The sequence below is a fragment of the Arthrobacter methylotrophus genome, from assembly GCF_039539965.1.
Taxonomy (GTDB): Bacteria; Actinomycetota; Actinomycetes; order Actinomycetales; family Micrococcaceae; genus Arthrobacter; species Arthrobacter methylotrophus.
Map to the genome: position 1 here is coordinate 2,338,983 of NZ_BAABED010000001.1, position 22,334 is coordinate 2,361,316.

Here is a 22,334-nt window from a genome sequence, read left to right on the forward strand (position 1 = left end):
CTGGGGAGACAGGCAGTGTTAGAGAAATTGCTTCCGGGTAAAACTGGGTCCCGGGTCAGGGACTGCATCAATTCAGTTGCCCTGCCTTCCAATGCCCAGGTCGAGTCGCTGTTCGGGTGGCGCAACGGAACGAACACACAATCCGTGACGTCGCTTGATGACATTCATGTCTTCCCTGGCTTCTACTTCCTTTCGATTGAAGATGCGACAGCCAACTACCGAGCTTTCCGCAATGATGATCGTTGGAGTCATGGATGGCTGCCCCTGTTTGCAAACGGAGGGGGCGACTTTTACGTGGTTGACCTCGCAAGTGATTGCCCAGGATCCGTTCGGCATTTCCGGATTGACGAGGACGAACATCCTCTCGAGTTCGAATCGATCGCGGCAATGGCAACCACAATGGCTGCAGCCTTTGAAAGAGGCACCTTCTTCGTCGACTCTGACGGCTACCTCGAAATGGACGACATCGCTTTTGCCGCGTTGGCCGCGGAACTAAACCCGCTTGTTCCTTGGTGGAACGAGACCATTCAAGGCTAGGTAACGATCAAGTACGGTGTGACGGTCTCCGGGCCCAAGGTCCATCATGGCTTGGGCGGGCTGATGGTGTCGGGTCCGCGGAATCCGGGTAGCCAGTCTGTGTCCATCCAGTGCCGTAGGGGGTCTGAGGCTCCGCGGGGGTGCCAGCCGTCAGTGAGTTCAATGCTGATGCGGTCCAGGAATTGGTCGGGGTGGCGCGAGTGGGCTATTTCGTCCCAGTGTGGTGAGCTGATCGCGGCGGTGAGGGTGACGATGGCGGGGTAAAGCGAGGCGGCTACGATGGCGTGGCTGTTGGCGTGCCGGGGCTGATCGGCTGCCAGTTCGTCGTAAATTCCGGTAGTGGCAGGGAAGTGATGTAACTGGTCGTACCAGGTCCAGTTGATGACGCGGGCGACGTGGAAGGCTTTGCGGACTGTGGAGCGCCCGTGGCTGGTGATGAGGTTTTTGTGGTGGTGCCAGGCGGCGGTGATCTCCGGGGCCGCACGGATGGAGAACTGGTCCGTGAAACCGGCGACGCCCTCGCCGGTCCAGAGTCCATGACGCGGGCAGATGACCATTTCGTGGGTGGTGTAGATCTGCACGTACCGGCCGGCGCCGTGGGCAAGTGCGCAGCGGTGGCAAGCGGCAGTGTGGGTTGTGCGGATGGGGCGTCCGGCCAGTTTCTGCCGCAGTGACGGGGCGGGGTCGTGCTGGCCAAGCTGCGGCATAGCGAGGACCAGAACGGCGGGGTCGTTGTTCGCCAAGACGGCAAGAGTTTCGAGCCATGGCCGGCGGCTGCTCTTCAGGAGCGTTCTGAGCTGTCGGGGCTGGAGGGAGTTGGCAGTTCCGAGCCGCCGGATAATGGAGGGAGTGGTCTCGTCTTTGTAGACGCGGACCGGGCGTGGCAGCGGCCGCGAAGGGATCCGCACTGCGGCGGTTGTCATCGTGGGGCTGCAGTGGTCGTGGCCGGTCGTGGTGCGAGGGATTCGGCTGCGTGGTCGATGCTGGTCTCGTTCAGCAGTTCGCGGTCGATTTTCTCGGTGCCGGTGAGGATGGCCATGATGGCGGCTTGGCGGATCAGGTGGGAGAGGCTACTGATGCTGCCGCCGGTGCGGTAGTGCAGATGCTGGGCCTGGGCGGTGAGGGTGCCGGGTTCGTGGTGGTGCAGGCGCAGGCCGTTTTCGAGGGTGGCGACCAGGGCTTCCCATTCTTCGGTGAACGGGAACGGGCCGGTGGTTTTGAGAACGGAGCGGGCGGAGATCTGCCGTCCGCGGAGCCCGGTGAACAGGCCGGAGTTTTCGACGTTGATGCCGGCGTAGACGAAGGTGGCTGGCATGTGTTCGGTGAAGTATTTGAGGTGGTCTGACATGTCTTCGCCGGCGCTGGTGGCCAGGTTGAGGTTGTGGATCTCGTCGATTTTACCGACCGCAGGAGCTCGTGAAGCGGCTCTGAACTGCGACGATACATAGACTACATGTCCGCGACGGCGAGTTGGGGCCATTGCTGCAGCGTGTCGGGGTGGTCTCGGTGTTGGCAATGTGGTGCCGGCCCGGTGACCAGGGATTTCCTGGGCGCCGGGCCGGACGGAGCGGGACGGTCTGGATTTTCAGCTGCCCGCGATCTGGGCTTCGAGATCGGCGACGCGCCGGTCCTGGAAGCGCAGGTTCGAGCGGGCGGCCTTGAGCCGCTCGTCGAGAGCGCGGTTCTCGGCGGTCAACTGGCGGACGCGCTGTTTGAGGGTGGTGTTCTCGGTGGTGATCCGCTGGACGGCTTCCTCGGTCCATTCGGCCTGCAGGTCACGGATCTGGCCGAGGAGTTCACCGATGCGGGTGCGCTGGGTGAGGATCTCGGCCTGGGCGGCTTTGAGACCGTCTTCGGCGTTCAGGGCGCGTTCGCGCCAGGTCAGCTCGCGTTCGCTGTCCTGGTCGGCGAGCATCCGGGGCCGGTGTTCACCGGCCTCGGCCATCGCCGTTGCGATAGCGGTTCTGGCCTCGAAGTTGTCGTAGAGGAAGGTGCGCGAGACATCCGCCCGGCGGGCGACGGCGGCAACGCTGACCCGGGCCTTTTCGCGCCGGAGCCGGGCGATGGCCTGATGGACCCGCTCAAGGGCGGTTTCGGTCTTGCGGCGGCGGGCGGCCTGGGCCGCCGCCGTGCGGGGCTCAGGGACGGCAGCGGTGTTCATGCGACGTCCTCTTCGGGGCTGATGTCCTCGATGGTGGACGTATCGCTGTATCCGCTGTACTCGCTCTCCTCGTCGTTGCCCGCGTCGGCGAGGTCGGTGGCGCGGAAGGCGGTGGACCACACGCGGTGAAAGTAGTCCTGGGGTTTGCGCAGGTCCAGGGCCAGGGCGTCCTCGAGGAGACCGAGGCCGGCCAGGGCCTTCTCCAGGCCATCGATGGCACGGGCGGTGGGCTCGAAGTGCCGGTGGAGATAGTCGGCGGTGGCGTCGTCCGGGGCGCCTTCGGCCAGCAGCCGCCACTGCTCGCGCTTGCGGCGCCAATAGAGGAGGTCGGCGCCTGAGAGGACGAACTTGTCGCAGTTATGGCAGTCCAGGTTCCAGGGGCAGGCGCCGCCGGAGACGACGGGCTGGAAGGTGCAGAACCCGCCCTCGGCCGGAGTGCTGCGGCGCGACAGGTCGATCGCCAGGGCCTGGGCCTGCTGGCGGGTGAGCGGGGCTGCGTCCCCGGCCAGGAGCTCGCCGGGTTGGGCCGTGCCGGGGCCGGCGACCCAGACGTGCTGAAGCACGTTCTCCAGGTCGGAGCTGGTCAGGTGGACGTAGTGCTCCGCCATCCGGTCACTGACCTGTCCGAGGTATCGGCGGATGTGGGTCAGGGTCGCGCCGTGGCGCAGCAGGTTGGTGGCCAGGGTATGGCGCGCCTGGTGGGGGACGTAGTGGCCGAGGTCCATGGCGTCCACCCAGGGACGGAACCGGCTGTAGAACCACTGGTGGGTCAGCGAAGCCGTCCCGTCGTGGCTGCGGTAGGTCGTGGGAAACAGGGCCAGTCCGGCCCGTTGGGCTCCGGTCGGCCGGTGGCCGTAGCGGGCGGTGAAGCGGTCCAGGGTCTTGCGCTGGCGTTCGGCAAGGATCCCGTAGAGGCGTTCGGGTATGCGGATCGCGACATCGTAGTTGCCGACCTTGGTCTGGTCATGCCAGAACATCGCCAGGCCGCCGTAGCGGCCGATGCAGTCCCACCGCACCTTGATTACCTCCCCGATGCGGCGGCCGGTGATGACGGTGGTCTCCCAGATGTCGCGGGCGCCGTTGTCGCTGGCGTCGTGGGTTGCGGCCAGTTCGGCAAGATTCGCCTCGTCTGCCAGGGCCCGGGCGACCTCGTCGGGGAAGGGCCGACGCGCGGTCCGGCCGGTGGCGGCGCCGGCACTCGGAAACGCGATGATGAACTCCCGGTCCAGGCCCAGCCGTTCGACGGCGCCGCTGTCCAGGGCCCCGCGCATCAGTTTGCGGACGGCGTTGAACACCACCGACCGGGTGACGGTGGTGACGATGCTCGCGGTCCCGTCCATCCGTTTGACGGCCAGCGAGGGGAGCCCATCGCGTTCGCGGTGGCGTTGGTCGGCGACGAACCTTTGGGCGTGCTCTTCCCGCAGGGCCGCCGGGTCGTGGCCACCGCCAGGGGCGTCGACTTCCAGGAAGGTTCCCAGCTCGACGGCTGCCCGGCGCAGGTTGTCGACCGGGCCGGCCGAGCGCGGGCAGCGCGGGGACCGGAGCAGGTCCGCCAGGTGGTCCCACGTCAGATCCCGCAGCCAGCGCTGCGGGATGCCGGTCAGGTCGAGGTGGCTCAACCGGTGCGGGAACAGCACCCCGAAGTGCTCGGTCTCCAGGAACCCGGCGTCCCTGGCCTGCTCAGGGGTGAAGTAGACCAGGCGCAGCTCGTGCAGGATCTCCTTGGCGATCGCGGCGGAACCGCTGTCCACGCGCTCGAAGTCGAAGTCGACCAGCGAGTCCACCTCGAGTCTGCGGCAGGTGGTCACCAGCGACCGGATCCGGACCAGGTCCCAGCGGCTGGGCCGGGTCCGGCGGGTGTGGACGGACAGCCCCCACTGGATCTCGGCGCGCACCAGGGGCCGCAGCCCGCGAAGATTGATCTGCCCCGGCCACGGCTGGGCGATAACGGCAGCGCACCAGTCTTGGAACGCGGCCTGGTCGCCGTACCCGATCGGCACCGTCTTTCCGAACCTCTCGTATTGCTGCCACCAGTTGTGCGGCATCGCGGCGTCCCCGGGCCGGCCGTCACGGCGGTAGCGGCTGCCGTGCCACGCGCACAGCCCCAGCGGGGAGTCTGCCAGATTCGGGCAGACGACCGCACCGCAGCGCCCGTAGCCGGGGCACGCCGGTTCGCCGCTGACCCAGGCAGCGAAGGAGCCGCTGTCCTCTCCCTCGCCCTTGCGTGCGGCCCAGCGGCTCACATGGCGCTGGCACAGCCCCAGGTCATTGCCGGCTGCAGGGCGCTCAGGGCAGATCCGGCAGATGGCCTCTTCCGCTCCGGCGCGCCGGTCCAGGCCCTGGGCGGCGGACACGAAGGCGGCCCTGCCCACGCCGTGCCCGCTGTCACGGGTCCACTGACGCTGATGCTCCGAGCACAGGTCCGACCCGCCCGTGCGGGTGCGTTCGCATCCCTGGACCACGCACTCCCACCGGTAGATCGCGTGGCCACGCGGGATCGCGATGACCTCCGGGCGGAAGATCGGGTCGAACGACGGCCCGCTGATCAGCGCGGTCAGGATCTCCAGCCGGTCCCGGCCGACCCGGTCCGGACGCCCGGCGAACAACGGCCGAAGGTACTCCTGCCGCCGCATCACGCCTCACCCCAGACCGCGCGCAGTGCGGCGTCGAACGCCGGGTCGTGGACGTCGACGTGCCCGTAGACCTCATCGACCATCGCCGCCGACGCCCAACCGCCCGCGTCACGGGCGATCAGCAGGTTGCCGTCCGCGGCGTCAAGAACCGCTGAAGCAAACGTGTGCCGGAAGGCATGAGGTTTCACGAGCCCCAGACCGGCGCGTTTCCCGGCCCGGCCGAGCATCCGCCGGGCCCCGACCGGGGACCACGGCTGACCGGTATCGGTGCCATGCAGCTGGACCAGGAGCATGCCGTGGCCGGCGCCGGCCGGGTACTCGGTGATGACGTACTCGAAGTAGGCGTGCACCATCGCCGGACTGACCCGCTTGATCAGCCCGCCGGTCACAATGCCGTGCTCGACCCGCCAGGGATGCTTGGTCTTCGCCTCGGCCCGGTTCGGGTTTCCCGGACGGTGGCAGACGTGCAGGTGCGGGGCGCGACACTCGCCGCACCCCGCGTTCTCCCGCAGGTGCAGGTCGACCATGTGCAGCCCGCACAATTCACCGATCCGCAGGCCACCGTCCGCGAGCCAGGTCACCACCAGCCGGTCCCGGGCCGCATTCACGGCGGCCAGCAGCTTCCCTCTTGCGCCGTCCGGGAGCATCTTCGGATGCCGGCGGTGCGGCCCCGAGGGCGCGAGCTGGTTGGCCGGCAGCGTGGACTTCACGTGCCCGAGGAAGGACCGGCGCCGGTCCGCCCGCGACGGCAGCCGGGACGTGTCGAGCTTCCTGCCGAGCTCCCCGTTGATGCCGAGGGAGGACTGGTGCAGGTAGAAGCCCTTCAGACAGGCCGCCGCAGTAGACAGGGCCGAGCGTCCGTAGGGGCGCTTGCCGACCCTCCACGGTTCGCCGAGCGGCATGCGGACCTCGGCGCCGACGATGCCCATGTAGCGCTCAAGGTCCCGCAGCCGGACCTTGTCCAAGGCCAGGCATTCGCGCTCCAGCCACCGCAGGTGGTCCACCAGGTAGTACGCGTACGTCTTCTGCGTCCCCGAACCGTCATGCCGCCGCAGGAACCGGTCCGCCTCCTCATGGACTGTCCCCTCGGGCCACACGATCGTCCACGACCGCTGCCCGTCCTTCCGATTGATCTGCTGGACCCTCAGGTCCCCGACCACCACACGCTGTACCACTTCGTCCTCCAAACCGACACCAGAACATGACGAACGTCCCGGTCCCGGTCGGTAAACGGGCCCGTGACGATCGGATCACAGGCTCGAACGGACATCACGAACAACACAAATCACGGTCGGTAAAGTCCACGATGACGAGGTCTGTCTTTGCGTCTGTGAGGACCTGGCAGACGGCGTCGGCGATGTCGGTGACGTTCTGGCGGGGGCGTTGGGGCAGTCCGAGGAAGTTGGCGAATTCGCTGGCCAGTTTCCGGGGCGAGCCTTTGGGTGGCGTGGTGATGTAGACGACGGGGATGCGGTCCTGTCTGGGGTACTTCCGCTTGATCAATAGCTCATGCGTTTTGCCGAGGAGTTTGATGGCGGTGGTTTTGCCGGAGGCCCAGGGGCCGGAGACTACCAGTCCGCGCCGGGCGCTGATCTCACGCTGGTTGAGCATCATCAACAGCCGGCCCTGGTTCGTGATGGAGCGCACGGTTGAGGTTTCCACGATGACCAGTTCGGAGTGGTAGCTGATACGTTGCTCGTCGTAGCGTTCACGCTCGATGGCACTCATAGCCGCCAGTACCGCCGGGTCGGGCGGATCCATCTCGGGCGCGACTGAACTGACGAAGCTCCGCCAGCCCTGCAAAGTCGTGGTTGGCGCGCGGCTGGCGCTGGGAAGTTCTGCTGTTTCTACCACCATTCGTCGGCCTTTTCCTGGGGGTTGTATATCTTCAGCGGAATGACCTTCGCCAGCTGCGGGGTATCCGCTTCTCGTTCCGTGGCTGGTCCGGTCACTGGGTCCGGCGTCGGGGGCTTTTCCAGAGCAGGCTGAACGGTGTGTGGCCGCGGACGTTGGGCCACCACGGCAGCAGTATTGCGGGCGGCGGCCCGCTGGTCTTTCCTGTTCCTCGCCCGCGGTTTGGCCGGGGGTGAGGCTTTGTCGAGGATGCTGTCCACCGCAGCCTTGATGGTTTCCTCTGAGGGGTTCGTGATGCCGCGTTGCCCGACGATCTGGCGTCCGTAGTCCCAGATGTCGTCCCCGAAGGGTTGGGGAGAGGCGGACAGGTGTCGCCAGTAAGCGGTGATCCAGCCGCCGTCGTGGTGGTTGCGGATCCAGACACAACCGGCGTCATAGGGGTCGTATCTGACCTCCCATAGGTCCTTGAGCGCTTTCATCCCGGATTTCTGGCCGCGGTAAGGATTCAAATCGGCGGTGTCGTAGACCCGGTGGCGGATTTTGACACCATAGCTGTTGATCACCCGTGTTTCGGCGGGCAGGAGTTCCAGATAGTCCTCGGCGCCGAGCGGTACCGGGATATAGCCGCTGACCGCAAGAAGGGCCGCGTATTTCTCGTTCGGCGTCAGTACCCGGGAGGGTGTGAAGGGGTCCCGGAGCCCGTCGTGGGGGCGGTTTTGCCAGCCGGTGACGATCCATTCATCGAGAAGGTCCTGGATCTCCAGCAAGGAGAACACGGCCTGGTGCTCGGCGTTCTTGCCGCGTCGTTCGACGGAGGAACCCAGGTAGCCGGTGACGTATTGGGCGAAGAGTGTGCCGATGGACTGCAGGGTGCGTTCAATGACTGGCTTGTCGGTGGGCGTGTCGGGGTGTGCTGGCTGCAGGCTGATGCCCTGGCTGCGGCACGCGCTCTTGAAGGTGTTGGAGAGGTAGGCCTTGCCGTGGTCACAGACAATGGTTTCCGGAACGATAATCGGTTTCGCGGCGGCGTACTCGAGTCGTTCGTCGATGGATTTCATCGACCGGTAGGGCAGGGCGGAAGCGGCCATGGATGCCGCTTGGGCCCAACCAGGCCGCATCAGCTCGGGGGTCAGGCACCGCGCGAGCAGCAGGGCCGCGTCAACAGCCTTCGTTGCCGGGCGCACGACCGCTGCCGGGATGCTGCGAGTTGCGATGTCGACCATTGCGGTCAGTTCGACGCGGCCGATGACGCCGTCGTCGAGTTCGACGGCGATGTCCAGGGGAGTGGAGTCAATCTGCATCAATTCCCCGGGCCTGACCGGGTAGACGGCGCCGAAAGGTCCTTCCGGTTGCTGGGCAAGTGTGCGCCGGGTCCGGGCTGACCCGGTTGCGTGGCGCCCCTCGGCAAGCCTGCCGATGAGGCGGTGGAATGTGGCCCTCGACGGCAGAGGGACAACGTCCGGCCCGTGATCGGCTTCGAGTTGCTTGCGTACTTGGCGCATCAAACGGTCCGTGGTTCCTGATGACTGATGGGTGTTGCCTTCCAGCACTGAGAGGATGGCATCGACCACCCGCTGGTCCGTCCGGCCTGCCAGGGGCGTTTGGCGGATGAGCCGCCGGTCAACGAGCCCGAGGATGCCCCTTTTCTCGTAGGCATGGCGCAACCGCTGCAGCGAGCCGATGCTCATGGTTTCGCCCAATTCGTGAAGCTCCGCCAATTTGGCCTGTTCGCGTTGCCGCAAGGATGTGAGTTCGACGTCGAAGGTCCTTCTGGCGGTCTGGCCCGGATCGGCATTGCAGGGGATGCCCTCCAGGACTTCGGTCATGTGGCTTTCCATCCACCGCGCTCTTGCCTGCACGTCGGAAGGGAGCGATTCGAACAGCGGTGACGGGCCTGCGATCCGCCGCCGCGTTGGCTGAGTTCCCACGATCCTGAAGGTCTTGTCTGCCAGGAGTGATCCGACTTTGATCGCGACAGGTGCCTCGCCGGCAACGGCAAGCATGGCGACCTCACCGTCAAGAGCAGTTAGCCGGTAGATGACCCCTCGGAGCTCAACGTCATCACCGAGGGTCAATACGGCCCGCCCGCCCATCACGGTGCTTCGCCGTTCAGCCAGACCATCGTGCCCTGATGGAGGACCCGGGCGCAGATGTCAGTGCCGATGCGATGGGTCCAGAGAAGGTGGAACAACGGTGCAAGGATCGTGACAGGGTCACCGGTTGCAGCAGCCAGGCTACGTATTGACATCGGGCCGTCGGCGGCGAGCCTGTCCAGGAGCTTGGCTGCTGTCGACGGCCGAACACACCTCGGGTGCCGGTATCCGGACAGCCACCGCAGATTTGCCAGAAGAACAGCCGGCAACCCTCCGAGGCGCCTGTACGCCCAGCCGACCGTCGCGCACAAGTCCTCCGTCGCATGAAAAATGTCCTGATCCGCCGGAGTCACCCTGTTGTCAGGCCGGACATCGATCACGGCGGCCGAGCCATCCGCCAGCCGGACGAAGTAGTCCGGCACGTGTGAACCCTGGGGGAGGGAGGAAGGCAGGGTCATGCGGAAGGGTTGGGATGAGAAGCCGGCGACATCAGGGTCGAAGTCCAGAAGCATCAGATTGTCACGTTCGCACCAGGATTCGAAGCCGACGTGCCGCTGGTTCGTGGCGCACCACCAGAGACCGGCGAAGTTACGCTGTCCCTTGAATGCTGTCAGACGCCGAATCGGCAATGAGTTCTCAAACGGGATCATCCAGCAATCAGCGAGATAACCAGTCCTGGACGCAGAGGAAAATTGCTCCCTGTAGGTCAGGGCGCCTGGAGCAAGATCGCGTCCGGCACAAGCTTCGGACGCCGCCGCAGCGTGTCCCATGCCACAACTGTAATGAGACAAAACCGGCCAATGCCTTAAGTGAGGTGAGACACGCCGCACCAATGCCTTAACTGCAGTGAGACAAAAAAGGCAATGCCTCATCTGTAGTGAGATTGCCTCACCTTAGGTGAGACAGGACACGGCGGATCCCGGGGATCCGGGCGAATTGATTCATCTAATGAGATACGCAGACTATAACTTTACATAATGTAGATTATCGGCGCTCAAAGCACGGAAGTAGAAGTAGCTGCAAGAGCTCCCGTTCCTTGACTAAATCGGCGTTTTCGCGGGCCCTTGCGGCGACGACTGCATTCGGATTCCGGAACAGGAATTCTCCCCTGGATCGCTTGCCGATGCAGGTTTCCTGCATCTAATGCATGTCTCCATGGTTTAGAGCTTGCAGTGAGCGGTCCGACGAAAGATTCCAGGAATTCACGCGTGAGTTTCCCGGCAATGGCATCCGATGGATATGGCTGATTTCCTGGCTCGGCCTCAAACCGGATCATGAGCCACCCATGACGACGCGCCATTTCTGAGAATTCGTTCAGGAGTGCGGTCTTGCCCACTCCTCTCAGCCCTTTCAGGAAGATGCCTGTGTTCCCCACCGAGTGACTCTCTGGCCTTTTGATAACGGTTCTCAAGAATTCGCCCATGCTGACGGTCGTGAAGTCAAAGGGTAACGTCCGCTTAGCGCTCACGATCGGTGAACCCGCGCAGCTGACCAGGAACCATAGTGCTCGGCCAGCCGTGCCAGTCCCTCATCAAGGGAGACCGCGGGTGTCCAGTCGAGGAGTTTTCGGGTCTCGCGCTGGTCGAACCAATGGGCGGTGGAGAGCTGCTCGGCGAGGAATCTGGTCATCGGCGGCTCCTCTTTCCGCCCTGCCCAGGTCCAGAGCTTTTCCACCACCGCTCCCCCCGCCCGCGCCACCCCACCAGGCAAACTCCACGACGGCACGGGGACGCTCGCTGCAGCGCATATGCCCGCCAGCAGGTCACCGACCGGGCGGGGCTCGCCGTTGGTCACGACCAGGGCCCTGCCATGGACGTGTTCCATGCGGTACAGCGCAGCGACAATGGCCGAGGCGGCGTTGTCCACATAGGTGGTGTCGATGAGTGCCGCACCCGCGTCGAGCAGCGGCAGGCGACCGCGGCTGGCCCGGGCCAGGACCCGTTCCACGAGTTGGGTGTCGCCGGGACCCCAGACGATATGGGGGCGCACCGCCGCGACCCGGAATTCCGGAGTGTCCGCTGCCAGCGCCAGCAACTCCGCCTCGGCCTTGGTCCGGGAGTAATTGCCGTGCGCATGCTGCGGGTCAGCCGGCTCCGCGCCCAGCCCGACGATGGCGGTGCCGGAGTTTGCCACGGACGGGGAGGAGACGAACACCATGTCCCGTACCCCCGCCGCACGGGCGGAACGGAGCAGACGGCGGGTTCCTTCAACATTCACCTCATCGAACTCCACGGCACGGCCAGTAAAAGAAACCTTCGCGGCCAGATGGATGATTCCCTCTGACCCCTCGACTGCTCCCCGGAGCGCTGCCTCGTCCGTTACGGAACCGCCTAAGTCTGCCGCGCCGTCGACTCCTGAGGGACGGCGCTGGAACGTGGCCACGGCATGGCCCTGGCGGACCAGCAGACGGGCCACTTCCCGTCCGAGCAGCCCGCTTGCGCCGGTGACGAGGACTCTCATGGCTCCCCCGGACGGCCGCCGGCGAGCACTCGTGAAGCCCAGCGGGACAGGCGGGTCCTGTCGATCTTGGCGTTGTGTCGGATGTCGGTGGGCTGCGCGGGGACTGCGAGCACAGCGGAGACATTGACGCCAGCGTCAAGGGCCGCCCTGCGGACGCGCCCGGCGAGCTGCGGCGCAGCAAGGCCGGCTTTGCGGGAGGGAGGAACGGTCTCGACGACGGCGACGACGGCCTGCGTCCCTGCCGGCCCGACCCCGGTGATAGCGGCCAGCCGGACGCAGTCCAGGCGTTCGATGGCCTGTTCGGCGCCCACGGGTGTCACGACAGCCCCGGGCGCCGTCACGACGTGGGTAAGACGTCCCTCCACCCAGAGCCGGCCGTCGGCGTCGAAATGCCCCACGTCGCCGGTGCGGTGCCATCCGGGCACGCTGATGCTTTCCCGCTGGGTCAGCCAGAGCCTGTCATAGGATTCCTTGACGTGTGCGGCCCTCACCAGAATCTCGCCGGTCACGCCAGCCTCCGTCACCACGTGGGCCCCTGGTGCGGTGCCATCCGCAGCCAGCGGGACGACGGCCACGCGCGCGCCATGCACGGGCTTCCCCACGCACACGCCATTGCCTGCTCCCGCAACGGTGCCGGCAGCAGAATCGGCATCAGCTGCCTGGATTTGTTCGAGGCTGATGTCGGTGACCGGCAGCGCCTCGGTCATCCCGTATGGGGTATGTAATGAGGCGTTGGGCAGCAACCGTTGCACCTGCGCCAGGAGCGGTTCCGGGACGGGCGCGCCGGCAGACAGAAGCAACTCGATCCCTTCCAAGGCTTTTTGACCGGCCCTGCTCACCGCATCCTGGGTGGCAAGGACGTTGCGCAACGCCGCCGGGGAGGCGAAGACCACGGTAGCGTCTATGGCCATGGCGGCGTCCGCCAGCGCGCGGGCCGTCAAAGTGCGGGGCGCGGTAACGTCCATGGCCGGCGTCACCGAGACCGCTCCGAGCGCCGGCCCCAGCAAGGCGAACGGGGCGAAACCCGCCACGAGCCGGGCACCGGAACGGATCCCGAATGTTTCGGCCAGGGTATCCCGCATCGCGGCCAGCTGCCGGTGCGTGTAGAGCACGCCTTTGGCTGGACCGGTGGAGCCGGATGTGAAGAGCACGGCGGCCAGCGCAGCCGGGTCCACAGTGTGCGCGGGCCGCTCTGAAGGGCGTCCGGCGCCGCGTCCGGCCAGGGCGGCAAGGGAAGTTTCGACGCCTAGGATTCGGCGGCGGGCAGCCGGGAGGTCCCGCACGCTGATCCGCCGTCCCGGCCAGCCCAGCACGGAGGCCGCCGCCAGCGCCTTGTCGATTCCTATGAGGAAATCGGGGGTGGCGCCCTTCAGTGCGCGGCTCAGGCCCCTGGTTCCCAACCCGGCGTCGGCGACGACCACCACCGCGCCCAGCCGCAGGCAGGCGTAGAGGGCTACGGTCAGGTCCACTCCGGGCGGAACCATCAGGCTCACCCGGCTGCCGCTCCCCACTCCGGCCTCCCACAGCCCCGCGGTAAGGTCAAGGATGTTCCGGTCCAGCTGCTGCCAGCTGAGCGAGCGGCTGACTGTGCCATCCGGCGCCATTTCCGCAACGGCTATATCTCCCTTTACCGGCCCTGCCGCCAGCTCGCCGAGCAAATCCCAAAGGGGCCGGAATCCCGCCGGCGGCGGCTCGGCCGCATCGTTCAGCCCCTGGCCACCGCTCGCTGCCGCCCCGGCTGTCGGAGACGCGCTTCCGCTCACACCCCCGTGCCCGGCGAGCCACTGGAATACGGGTGTGGCAATGTCTCGGTCTTCCGCTACGAGATGTCCGGCGCCTTCGAAGCGATGCACGTCCGCGTGCGGAAGCCGGCTGATCAGGTCCTTGAGGTATCGATCGGAAAAGATGGGATCCCGGGGACCCCAGAGCATCAGGGCCGGGACCTTCAGCCCGCGCAACCCTTCCGCTACCCGGTTAAGCGTCGGGAAGCTGGGATGGGAAGCGTCTGCGGGAATATCCGCCACAAAGTTTCCCACCCCGTCCCGGCGGCGGGCACCGCGATACGGGGCCATGTAGGCCTTTCGAATGTCGGCGGACAGCGGCGGGTTCGGCAGCGAGTGTGTCACTCGCAGAAAGGCGTCCGACGTCGTCGTGCCCCACCGGTGCACGACGGGGTGCAAGGCAAGCCGGAGGGCTGGCGGGACTGCCGAATCGGAGGGCTGGTGCACGGCTGTGTTAGTCAGCACCACCCCGGTGACGTGCCGTGGGTGCGCCAAGGCCCAGCCTAGGCTGATAACTCCCCCCCAGTCGTGACCCACCGTAACGACCGGCCCCTCCAGGCCCAGTGCGTCGGTAAGGTCGCCCAGGTCGTTGATTCGGTCCGCCAAGCGGCGGAACCTGCCGCCGCGTTCCGAGTAGCCCATGTCAAGTTGGTCCACCGCCACGACGCGCCACGGATGTGCCGCGTCGGATCCGGCGGCCAGCAGCGTCCGCCACAGATATGACCAAGTGGGGTTGCCGTGCACGCACAGCAGGGTACCGACGGGAGCCACGCCACGGCGGGAGAGCTGGGAGCCGTTGTCCAACAGGTGCCAGCGGCGCACTGTGCTTGGCGCCTCGACGGCCGATGTGGACGTTACGTCGATCATCCGGGACCATTCCGGGTCGACCCCGGGCCAGTTGGTGACTACCAAACGATTTCCACCATCCCCGCGTTCAGCCCGGAACCGACACCCATGCACAGGACACGGTCCCCGGAAGTCAGTGACTGGGCCTCGGCTGCGAGTGTCATAGGGAGCGAGGCAGGACCCACGTTGCCCCAGTGAGGGAACGTGATCGGAACCTTGTCCGGGTCCAGGTCAATGGCATTAATGATCGCCTGAGTATAGGCATTGCTGACTTGATGCGTGACATAGCGGTCCATGGCAGCCCAGTCCCACTCTGGCTGGGCTTCCTGCCAAGCATCGACGACGAGCTGAAGGCCGCCGTCGAGCAGCCCTTTCGTGTCGGTGGTCATCCCGTCAATGCCTCCCACGCACAATTCGTGGTGTTCTGTGCCGGCACGCATCACGCCGCCGATAAGCCGATGCGCCCAGGGGTACTCGTCTGCGGGTCCCAAGACGGCTGCGGCGGCCCCGGATCCAAGTGTGAGGGTGGCGAACTCCCTGCTGAAGTCTTCTCGCGTGGTCTCAGGCCGCTGCAGTCGTGCCAGTGTGGCTTCCTGGGTAACCTGGGCGTCCTCGCCGTTGACGATTACCGCGTACCTGATCTGGCCGGAGTCGATCATGTTGGCCGCCAGGATCAAGCCGTTCACGAATCCAAGGCAGGCGTTGGCCAGATCGAAGTTCATGGCCGACGACGGTAGGCCGAGTTCGTGGTGGATCTTCACCGCCACGGACGGTTCGAGGTTACGCCTCGTGACCGAGGTATTGATCAGCAGACCGATTTCGGACGCCTCGACGCCGGCCTCGGCCAGGGCCTTGGCGCCCGCTTCGACCGCAGCATCATCGAACGATGTGCCTGCGGCCCACCAGCGGCGGTGTGTGACGCCGGCTACGCGTTCAAGTAGCCGCGGGGGAAACTTCAGCCGCCGCAGGGTCGAAGCCAAGCTACGGTCGAAATCCGTGGAACTCACGATCCTCGGAGCCTCGATACAGCTCACCGAGAGCAGTGCGGTGTTGCTGTGCCGGAAGGTTGCATTCCCTGCCAAGTCAAGCCCCTGTTCGTTTCCATGCTGCTTTCATGCGGTGACTTTACCCATATGTGCAAGCCCAAGAACTTAACTATGCCGGTGCAACCCCGGATCCTACGTATTTTGCGTGGAATCACGCGGCTTCTTGTGGAGGGTCTCTCATCGAGACCCAAAAAATTGATGGAGGAGCACTTGCGCAAACTCACAGAATAGGCTAGGAGCATATCACTATTGCGATTCAACTATCGGTTGGCGTGCAACCTTCAAGCCAACAGCAGCTTTCCGCGAAAAATCCACCGTTTCCGCGGTCTCTTGTCGGAAAGTTCAAGAAACCACATTGTGTGTCGCTGACCACTCACTTACGCTGGTCGGGTCAAGCTCACGGTTGGTACGGCGACACGGCCAGGCACCGAGGCCGACGCCCTGAGAGAAGGAAGAACCATGCAAGACGAGCAGGTTGACCGCAATCTCAAAGGAATGGACGATTTGGACTTTGACGGGTGGAATAAGGCCGACTGGAACGGAATTTTCGCCCATCACCATACAGACGATGTCCTCGTCGATTGGAAGGGCCAGGAACCCACCCGCGGCGTCACCGAACACATTGACGCAATGAAAGCCTTCGTCGATTCCGCTGGGGGCACGCCGCCGCAGATCACCTCGCACCCGATCGCGTTCGGATCCGGCGAGTGGACTTGCGTCATTGGCGAGTTCGCGGATGGGAGCCGCATGGTGACGGTAGCAAAATGGAGCGACGGAGCGATCGCCGAAGAGTACATCTGGGCGTAGCTCCTCCCCTGATACGAAGCCCAATCCGCGGGGCTGCCGCCCCGAGTTCCGATCCGATGAATAGCGGTGATGTTCGTGTCTTGGAGACAGGTAACAGATGTGGCGCAGTTGAGTGAGGCGCTGGCGGAGGGGGCCACGGAAATCGAGGTTTCCGGAACATTGAAGGGGATGCCCTCGCTGACGCTACCTCCCGGGGTGGCGTTGCGCGGGGGCGAGCTCGTCTTCGGAGCCAAGGGCCTGCGGCTGACGAGGGATAACTCGATCGAAAACATCACCGTGCGCACCTCGGCGCATGAGCTCGCCATCTACAACGACGCCACGGTGGAGGACCTGGGCACCCTTCGTCTGAAGAACGTCACGAGTTACGGGCAGGTCTACCTCGCCGCTGAGGGCAGTATTCGGGCCGGCCGTATCGAGGCCGACGGCGTGCACGTTGCGGAGGCGGACATGCGCGGCCGGGCGGAACGGCCCACCGGGTTCGGGGTCGAGGCGATGCAGGGGGCGTTCACCCTGTGGAACAGGCAGCCCGATGCGGACGTGGTCCTCACCGCACGGCTGGAAAACATCTCGGCGGGCAGCGCGGGAACCCCAGTGCGCGGCGGAGGTGTGTTCGTCGGCGGGCACGGCGACAAGGCGGGCATGGCCGACGGCGGGACCGTCGCCGTCGAGATGCTCTCCACTGGGGACGTCTTTTCCGACGGCGGCATCGCCGCGGGTACACCCGACCTGATCAGCGGCGGTGTCTTCATCATCAGCGGCGCGAATGCCGCCAACGTGATGAACCTGGGCACCACAACCACGTTCGGCCAGAACGACATGGTGCTGGACAACTGGGGCGCCGTGGAGAACTGGACCGCCAAGGCCAAAGTCACCTCGCACGGTCCCAGCGGAATCGGTTTCGTCAACTTCGGCGACATCGGCGTGCTCACCGTGGAGGCGCCCATTGAGACCACGGGGCTGGGTGCCCGCGGATTCAACGTCTACGACGGCTCTCTGCGCGAGGCCGTGTTCGACTCGATCACCACGCATGGAGACGGTTCCGTGGGCGTACAGGTCAGCCGCGAGCTGCCAAAACTGACCATCAAGGGCAGTCTGACCACCTCCGGAGGCGCCGGCGAAAGCCTGGTCAAAGGCGTCCTGATGCCGTTGGCGGCCATCGCACTCAGTGTCAAAGCTACCGGGCACATCGGCGTCGTGGACGTCGGGGCGGACATCTCCACCGACGGCGACGGGCTGGCCACCGTGGACCTGGAGGGACCAGTCGGAACGTTGACGGTCGGTGGGAAGATCATCGCCAATGGCGCCGGCGCATGGGCTGTGCGGATTGCCGGGGTGGAGGGTCCCAGTCTGGACGGCCTGACTCTCGAAGCGCCCAACGGCCAAGCCCTGGCCACCCAGTAAAGTCCGGAGCTATGCCTCGGCCCTATTTTCAGTCCGGCCGTCTGTTGGCCGGCGGGATTCCAGTTGTTACTCCCCCGGTTCGCTTCAGGGGGCTATGCTGGCTTTGCCAGTTGCGCCCGCTCGCCCAGGCGTCCCGGACTGCACCAGAGAGAGGTACCCATGAACGATCATGAAACAATCCTGGCGGGCCTTGACGCCGAGCTCGACTGGATTCGGGATACCTACTTGGATCTCCATCGGCACCCGGAGCTCAGCCTAGAGGAGCACCGAACCTCGAAACTCGTCGAGGAAAAACTCGGCGCGTTCGGCTATGCCGTGACCCGGGTCGGAGGCACCGGCGTCGTAGGCGTCCTCGAGAACGGTGACGGCCCGGCAGTCCTTGCCCGTGCGGACATGGACGCCCTACCCGTCAAAGAGTCCACCGGCCTGCCGTACTCCTCCGAGGTGGACGGCGTGATGCATGCCTGCGGGCACGACGTCCACGTCGCCGCGCTGCTCGGTGCCGCCAAGCTCATGGCCGACGGGCGCGGAGCCTGGTCCGGGACGTACATCGCTCTGTTCCAGCCCGCCGAGGAGGTGGGTGCCGGTTCCAAGGCAATGCTCGACGACGGGCTCATGACCCGCGTGCCGCGGCCCGACGTGGCGTTCGCCCAACATGTTATGCCGATCCCGGCGGGGACGGTCGCCACCACGGCCGGCCCGGTTCTCTCGGCCGGAGACTCGCTCAAGATCACGGTGCACGGGAAGGGCGCACACGGCTCGATGCCGCACATGTCCGTGGACCCTGTGGTGCTGGCGGCCTCAATCGTGCTCAGGCTGCAGACCGTGGTGTCGCGCGAAACCAAGCCCGGCAACTTCGCAGTCGTCACGGTAGGAGCGATCAACGCCGGCGCCACGTCGAACATCATCCCGGACCGCGCCACCCTCCTGCTGAACATCCGCACGTATGACACCCAGATCCGGGCCAACGTCCTGGCTGCCATCGAGCGGATCGTGAAGGGCGAGTGCGTCACTGCCGGATCACCCCGGGAGCCGGAATTCGAGTATTACGACCAGTTCCCGCTGACCAGCAACGACGCCGCCGTCACGGAGAAAGTCACTGCCGCCTTCACATCCCGCTTCGGGGCGGACGCCGTGCTCCACGCCTCACCGCAAACAGCGTCCGAGGACTTCAGTCGCATCCCAGACGCCTTCGACGTCCCCTACACGTTCTGGCTCCTGGGCGGCGTGGACCCGGAAACGTACCGGGCCGCCGTCGAACGCGGGACCGTTGCCCAGGACATCCCCGCCAACCACTCCCCGCTCTTCGCCCCCGTGATCGATCCGACCCTGGGTCTGGGTGTCCAAGCCCATGTCACCGCGGCACTTTCATACCTCTCCGAGGACGCGTCAGGCTAGGCGGGCGCGTACATCACCAAGTGCAGTTCGGGCGCGTCCGAGGGAACGAGCCGGTGCTGCTCAAAGACCAGCCTCCCGGCCACTGGATGCAGGAACACCCGTTGCCGGGAGGCGAAGCGCTCCACGCCGTGGTCTGCCCAGAGCTGGGCGAACTCCGGGCTGGCCTGCGCCAGTCTTGAGATGAGCGCCGTGTGGGCCGCCGAACCGAGCCGCGCCCCTGCTTCGGCCCTGAATTCAGCCACGAAATGGCTTGAGGTCTCTTCCCAGTCCGGGAGCATCTCGCGCAGGTGGGGGTCGGTGAAGATGAGCCAAAGGAGGTTCCTGTCGGCCGCGTCAACAGCCGCGATACGTGAGTACAGCTCGGCGTAAGCGCTGTTCCAGGCCGCGATCCCCCAGTCGGGGGCAACGGCAAAGGCCGGGAAGTCCAAGGAGTCGAGCAGACGTTGCACGTGGGCCGGGGCTTCCTCGATGACCGCCACCTCGGCGAGGGGAACGGAAGCGTAACCGCCCAGTGCCAGCAGATACGACTGCTCGGCGCCCGTCAGGCGAAGCACCCGCGCGATCGCCTCGAGAACCTGGCGGGAGGCATTGATCTCCCTCCCCTGTTCCAGCCACGTGTACCACGTGACGCTCACCGCGGCGAAGGATGCCACTTCCTCTCGACGCAATCCCTGCGTGCGGTTGCGCCCGATGGGCGGCAGCCCCAGCTCCGCTCGTGCCAGTCCCCCGCGCCGGTCGCGCAGGAATTGGCCCAGCTCCCGCCGTCGCTCATCACTCATCCCAAAAATCTAGCACTCCCACTACTAGTAGCAGCACCGTCTTCCCCTCTTGGCTCTTCCACTGGTTGACTGCCTGCATGCCTCCTCTACGCTCACGAACTGTCACACACGGCCGCAACATGGTCGGCGCACGCGCCTTGCTCCGCGCCGCTGGCGTCAACGGTTCCGACTTCGGAAAGCCGATCATCGCCGTCGCGAACAGCTTCACCGAATTCGTTCCCGGACATACGCATCTCCAACCGGTGGGCCGCATTGTCTCCGACGCCATCATTGAGGCTGGCGGCATCCCGCGCGAGTTCAACACCATCGCCGTCGACGACGGCATCGCCATGGGCCACGGAGGCATGCTGTACTCGCTGCCTTCCCGCGAGCTGATCGCCGATTCGGTCGAGTACATGGTGAACGCCCATTGCGCCGACGCCCTGATCTGCATCTCGAACTGCGACAAGATCACTCCCGGCATGCTGATGGCCGCACTGCGCCTCAACATCCCCACCGTCTTTGTCAGCGGAGGCCCCATGGAGGGCGGCACCGCCGTCCTGGTCGACGGCACGGTCCGCAAGCGGCTGAACCTGATCTCCGCGATCGCGGACGCCGTGGACGAGAGCGTCTCGGATGCCGATCTGCTCCGCCTTGAAGAGAACGCATGCCCGACGTGCGGTTCCTGTTCGGGCATGTTCACTGCCAACTCGATGAACTGCCTCACCGAAGCACTCGGCCTCTCGCTGCCGGGCAACGGCACCACGCTCGCTACCCACACCGCCCGCCGCGAGCTGTACCAGGACGCAGGCAAGGCCATTGTCGATATCACCAATGCCCACTACTTCGACGACGACCTATCCGTTCTGCCACGGGCGATTGCCAGTCGCGCGGCCTTTGAGAATGCCATGACGATGGATATCGCCATGGGCGGCTCATCCAACACCATCCTGCACTTGCTCGCCGCCGCCCAGGAAGCCGAACTAGACTTCACGCTCGAGGACATCGACGCCATCTCGCGCCGCACTCCGTGCCTGTCGAAGGTCGCCCCGAACGGCACTTACCTGATCGAAGACGTCCACCGCGCAGGCGGCATCCCGGCCATCCTGGGCGAACTGGACCGAGGCGGGATGCTCAACCACGACGTTCGTTCCGTACACGGACCCGACCTCCGCTCCTGGCTGGACGCTTGGGATATCCGAGGTGGCAAGGCCAGCGACGAGGCCCTTGAACTGTTCCACGCGGCCCCTGGCTGTGTCCGCTCCGCCACGGCCTTCTCCCAATCGGAGCGCTGGGACACCCTGGACACCGACAACGAGAACGGGTGTGTCCGCTCGATCGACAATGCGCACACCTTGGAGGGCGGGCTGGCCGTACTCCGCGGCAACATCTCGCTCGATGGCTGCGTAGTGAAGACCGCAGGCGTCGACGAATCGATCTTCCGATTCTCCGGCCCCGCTGTGGTCTTCGAATCACAGGACGACGCAGTCGAGGCCATCCTCAACAAGCAGATCGTCGCAGGCGACGTGGTGGTCATTCGCTACGAAGGTCCCCGCGGCGGCCCGGGCATGCAGGAAATGCTCTACCCGACGTCATTCCTCAAGGGACTCGGACTTGGCGCGAAGTGCGCGCTCATCACTGATGGCCGCTTCTCCGGCGGCACGTCAGGACTGTCGATCGGCCACGTCTCCCCCGAGGCTGCCGCGGGAGGAGCGATTGCGCTCGTGGAAAACGGCGACACGATTTCCATCGACATTCCTGCCCGTTCCATCACAGTGGAGGTGTCCGACGACGAGCTCGGCCGCCGTCGCGCCCTGCTGGAAGCGACCACCGGGTACCAGCCAGCCAACCGCGAGCGGGCCGTATCCCAGGCACTGCGCGCCTACGCGGCCTTCGCGCTCTCGGCTGACAAAGGGGCCGTGCGTCACGTCCCGCTCGCACCCTTGCCGGTCGCCACCACCGCATAGTCCCCCAGGCTCCGTCCACCCTGCGGTGGAAGTTTCCGATCAGTCGGCTAAAGGTGGGAATCATGCGGGGGTCCTGTCCGTTCTCTTCCATGAAGTCCTGCGTCGTAGGCGGGGACCGGAAACGATAGGAAGTTTGGGGACTGACCATGACGTTGAACGAAACAATTGCCCGCCTTCGCGCCGGACACCTGATGGTCCGTGACGCACAGGAGTGGGACGAGCTTTCTACGAATCTGGGACTCGCTTACGACAGCAAAGACGATGAACTCATCGAACAGCTGCGGCCCCCGTTCTTGCAATCTTGGCGGACGGTCACGAGATACGTCCTCCGGGACACACTCGACGCTGCAGGCATCGCCGTCGCCGACCCCAACCATCCGTGGGGAATCGCAACGCTCACCGCCAACGGCATCAGCTGTGAACCGCTCCTCTGCCACGCCGACGAAACAGACACCGAAACGGGGGCCGCCGTCTACGACGGCCCCCAACTGCTCACTTTCGCCGACACACTCACCAACTACACCGACTGCCTGACGCGCCTGTTCGACGGGCAAGACTGACCGCGTCCTTTCCCAACGACTTGCGGACCACC

Annotated in this window: 20 protein-coding genes and 1 pseudogene; 7 read left to right on the forward strand and 14 right to left on the reverse strand. The window is 65.5% G+C overall.

Annotation, left to right across the window (positions count from 1 at the left end; translation table 11 throughout):
* The first annotated feature begins 15 nt into the window (after positions 1 to 15).
* A complete protein-coding gene (locus ABD884_RS12360) occupies positions 16 to 537 on the forward strand; it encodes an SMI1/KNR4 family protein (protein WP_345046057.1) in 522 nt (173 codons plus the stop codon).
* Positions 538 to 581: 44 nt separating this feature from the next.
* Here ABD884_RS12360 and ABD884_RS12365 read toward each other — a convergent pair whose 3' ends face one another.
* From ABD884_RS12365 to ABD884_RS12380, 4 genes are all read right to left on the reverse strand, one after another.
* Entirely contained in the window at positions 582 to 1,460 is an 879-nt protein-coding gene (locus ABD884_RS12365) for a TniQ family protein (protein ID WP_345046058.1), read from the reverse strand.
* On the reverse strand, positions 1,457 to 2,017 hold the full coding sequence (locus tag ABD884_RS12370; protein WP_345046059.1) for a hypothetical protein: 561 nt from the start codon (positions 2,015 to 2,017) through the stop codon (positions 1,457 to 1,459). The genes ABD884_RS12365 and ABD884_RS12370 overlap by 4 nt, the downstream gene beginning before the upstream one ends.
* 105 nt (positions 2,018 to 2,122) lie before the next feature.
* The gene (locus ABD884_RS12375; protein ID WP_345046060.1) at positions 2,123 to 2,698 is read right to left on the reverse strand and encodes a DUF6262 family protein; all 576 of its coding nucleotides are present in this window, start codon (positions 2,696 to 2,698) and stop codon (positions 2,123 to 2,125) included.
* Positions 2,695 to 4,506, reverse strand: coding sequence for a tyrosine-type recombinase/integrase (locus ABD884_RS12380; protein ID WP_345046061.1), 1,812 nt, complete (start codon positions 4,504 to 4,506; stop codon positions 2,695 to 2,697). The genes ABD884_RS12375 and ABD884_RS12380 overlap by 4 nt, the downstream gene beginning before the upstream one ends.
* Before the next feature lie 51 nt (positions 4,507 to 4,557).
* Here ABD884_RS12380 and ABD884_RS12385 point away from each other — a divergent pair, with 51 nt between their 5' ends.
* Positions 4,558 to 5,400, forward strand: coding sequence for a hypothetical protein (locus tag ABD884_RS12385; protein ID WP_345046062.1), 843 nt, complete (start codon positions 4,558 to 4,560; stop codon positions 5,398 to 5,400).
* Here ABD884_RS12385 and ABD884_RS12390 read toward each other — a convergent pair.
* The 9 genes and pseudogenes from ABD884_RS12390 to ABD884_RS12425 form a co-directional block, all read right to left on the reverse strand.
* The gene (locus tag ABD884_RS12390; protein ID WP_345046063.1) at positions 5,331 to 6,506 is read right to left on the reverse strand and encodes a tyrosine-type recombinase/integrase; all 1,176 of its coding nucleotides are present in this window, start codon (positions 6,504 to 6,506) and stop codon (positions 5,331 to 5,333) included. The genes ABD884_RS12385 and ABD884_RS12390 overlap by 70 nt on opposite strands.
* Positions 6,507 to 6,600: 94 nt before the next feature.
* Entirely contained in the window at positions 6,601 to 7,188 is a 588-nt protein-coding gene (locus ABD884_RS12395) for a TniB family NTP-binding protein (RefSeq protein ID WP_345046064.1), read from the reverse strand.
* Positions 7,179 to 9,260 (reverse strand): Mu transposase C-terminal domain-containing protein, encoded by a 2,082-nt coding sequence (locus ABD884_RS12400; protein ID WP_345046065.1) that lies wholly within the window; start codon positions 9,258 to 9,260, stop codon positions 7,179 to 7,181. The genes ABD884_RS12395 and ABD884_RS12400 overlap by 10 nt, the downstream gene beginning before the upstream one ends.
* A 17-nt stretch (positions 9,261 to 9,277) precedes the next feature.
* Positions 9,278 to 10,048: a TnsA-like heteromeric transposase endonuclease subunit gene (locus tag ABD884_RS12405; RefSeq protein WP_345046066.1), complete on the reverse strand. Its 771-nt coding sequence runs from the start codon at positions 10,046 to 10,048 to the stop codon at positions 9,278 to 9,280.
* A 214-nt stretch (positions 10,049 to 10,262) separates the two neighbouring features.
* Entirely contained in the window at positions 10,263 to 10,418 is a 156-nt protein-coding gene (locus tag ABD884_RS12410) for a hypothetical protein (protein WP_345046067.1), read from the reverse strand.
* 16 nt (positions 10,419 to 10,434) lie between these two features.
* Positions 10,435 to 10,701, reverse strand: a pseudogene (locus ABD884_RS26200) (ATP-binding protein); the annotation flags it as partial.
* 41 nt (positions 10,702 to 10,742) lie between these two features.
* A complete protein-coding gene (locus ABD884_RS12415) occupies positions 10,743 to 11,738 on the reverse strand; it encodes an NAD-dependent epimerase/dehydratase family protein (RefSeq protein ID WP_345046068.1) in 996 nt (331 codons plus the stop codon).
* Positions 11,735 to 14,431: an alpha/beta fold hydrolase gene (locus ABD884_RS12420; protein ID WP_345046069.1), complete on the reverse strand. Its 2,697-nt coding sequence runs from the start codon at positions 14,429 to 14,431 to the stop codon at positions 11,735 to 11,737. The genes ABD884_RS12415 and ABD884_RS12420 overlap by 4 nt, the downstream gene beginning before the upstream one ends.
* Positions 14,425 to 15,447: a 3-oxoacyl-ACP synthase III gene (locus ABD884_RS12425; RefSeq protein WP_345046070.1), complete on the reverse strand. Its 1,023-nt coding sequence runs from the start codon at positions 15,445 to 15,447 to the stop codon at positions 14,425 to 14,427. The genes ABD884_RS12420 and ABD884_RS12425 overlap by 7 nt, the downstream gene beginning before the upstream one ends.
* A gap of 423 nt (positions 15,448 to 15,870) precedes the next feature.
* Between ABD884_RS12425 and ABD884_RS12430 the strand changes: the two genes are divergently transcribed.
* The 3 genes from ABD884_RS12430 to ABD884_RS12440 all read left to right on the forward strand — a co-directional run bounded on the left by ABD884_RS12430 (position 15,871) and on the right by ABD884_RS12440 (position 19,017).
* Positions 15,871 to 16,218: a hypothetical protein gene (locus ABD884_RS12430; RefSeq protein ID WP_345046071.1), complete on the forward strand. Its 348-nt coding sequence runs from the start codon at positions 15,871 to 15,873 to the stop codon at positions 16,216 to 16,218.
* Between the two features lie 99 nt (positions 16,219 to 16,317).
* Positions 16,318 to 17,619: a hypothetical protein gene (locus tag ABD884_RS12435; protein ID WP_345046072.1), complete on the forward strand. Its 1,302-nt coding sequence runs from the start codon at positions 16,318 to 16,320 to the stop codon at positions 17,617 to 17,619.
* A gap of 159 nt (positions 17,620 to 17,778) precedes the next feature.
* Entirely contained in the window at positions 17,779 to 19,017 is a 1,239-nt protein-coding gene (locus ABD884_RS12440) for an amidohydrolase (protein ID WP_345046073.1), read from the forward strand.
* On the opposite strand, the gene ABD884_RS12445 is transcribed toward ABD884_RS12440, so the two are convergent.
* A complete protein-coding gene (locus tag ABD884_RS12445; RefSeq protein WP_345046074.1) occupies positions 19,014 to 19,796 on the reverse strand; it encodes a helix-turn-helix transcriptional regulator in 783 nt (260 codons plus the stop codon). The two genes, ABD884_RS12440 and ABD884_RS12445, sit on opposite strands and share 4 nt — an antisense overlap.
* 77 nt (positions 19,797 to 19,873) lie before the next feature.
* On the opposite strand from ABD884_RS12445, the gene ilvD reads away from it, so the two are divergent.
* A complete protein-coding gene (gene ilvD / locus ABD884_RS12450) occupies positions 19,874 to 21,742 on the forward strand; it encodes a dihydroxy-acid dehydratase (protein WP_345046075.1) in 1,869 nt (622 codons plus the stop codon).
* Positions 21,743 to 21,888: 146 nt separating this feature from the next.
* Complete coding sequence (locus ABD884_RS12455; RefSeq protein ID WP_345046076.1) at positions 21,889 to 22,302, forward strand: hypothetical protein; 414 nt, start codon at positions 21,889 to 21,891, stop codon at positions 22,300 to 22,302.
* Positions 22,303 to 22,334 lie beyond the last annotated feature (32 nt).

Excerpts from the sequence above, each read along its gene's own strand:
- ilvD (WP_345046075.1), top strand. The coding sequence starts at position 19,874 with ATGCCTCCTCTACGCTCACGAACTGTCACACACGGCCGCAACATGGTC.
- ABD884_RS12375 (WP_345046060.1), bottom strand. The coding sequence starts at position 2,698 with ATGAACACCGCTGCCGTCCCTGAGCCCCGCACGGCGGCGGCCCAGGCC.
- ABD884_RS12405 (WP_345046066.1), bottom strand. The coding sequence starts at position 10,048 with ATGGGACACGCTGCGGCGGCGTCCGAAGCTTGTGCCGGACGCGATCTT.
- ABD884_RS12455 (WP_345046076.1), top strand. The coding sequence starts at position 21,889 with ATGACGTTGAACGAAACAATTGCCCGCCTTCGCGCCGGACACCTGATG.
- ABD884_RS12395 (WP_345046064.1), bottom strand. The coding sequence starts at position 7,188 with ATGGTGGTAGAAACAGCAGAACTTCCCAGCGCCAGCCGCGCGCCAACC.
- ABD884_RS12365 (WP_345046058.1), bottom strand. The coding sequence starts at position 1,460 with ATGACAACCGCCGCAGTGCGGATCCCTTCGCGGCCGCTGCCACGCCCG.
- ABD884_RS12370 (WP_345046059.1), bottom strand. The coding sequence starts at position 2,017 with ATGGCCCCAACTCGCCGTCGCGGACATGTAGTCTATGTATCGTCGCAG.
- ABD884_RS12445 (WP_345046074.1), bottom strand. The coding sequence starts at position 19,796 with ATGAGTGATGAGCGACGGCGGGAGCTGGGCCAATTCCTGCGCGACCGG.
- ABD884_RS12410 (WP_345046067.1), bottom strand. The coding sequence starts at position 10,418 with ATGCAGGAAACCTGCATCGGCAAGCGATCCAGGGGAGAATTCCTGTTC.
- ABD884_RS12430 (WP_345046071.1), top strand. The coding sequence starts at position 15,871 with ATGCAAGACGAGCAGGTTGACCGCAATCTCAAAGGAATGGACGATTTG.
- ABD884_RS12440 (WP_345046073.1), top strand. The coding sequence starts at position 17,779 with ATGAACGATCATGAAACAATCCTGGCGGGCCTTGACGCCGAGCTCGAC.
- ABD884_RS12415 (WP_345046068.1), bottom strand. The coding sequence starts at position 11,738 with ATGAGAGTCCTCGTCACCGGCGCAAGCGGGCTGCTCGGACGGGAAGTG.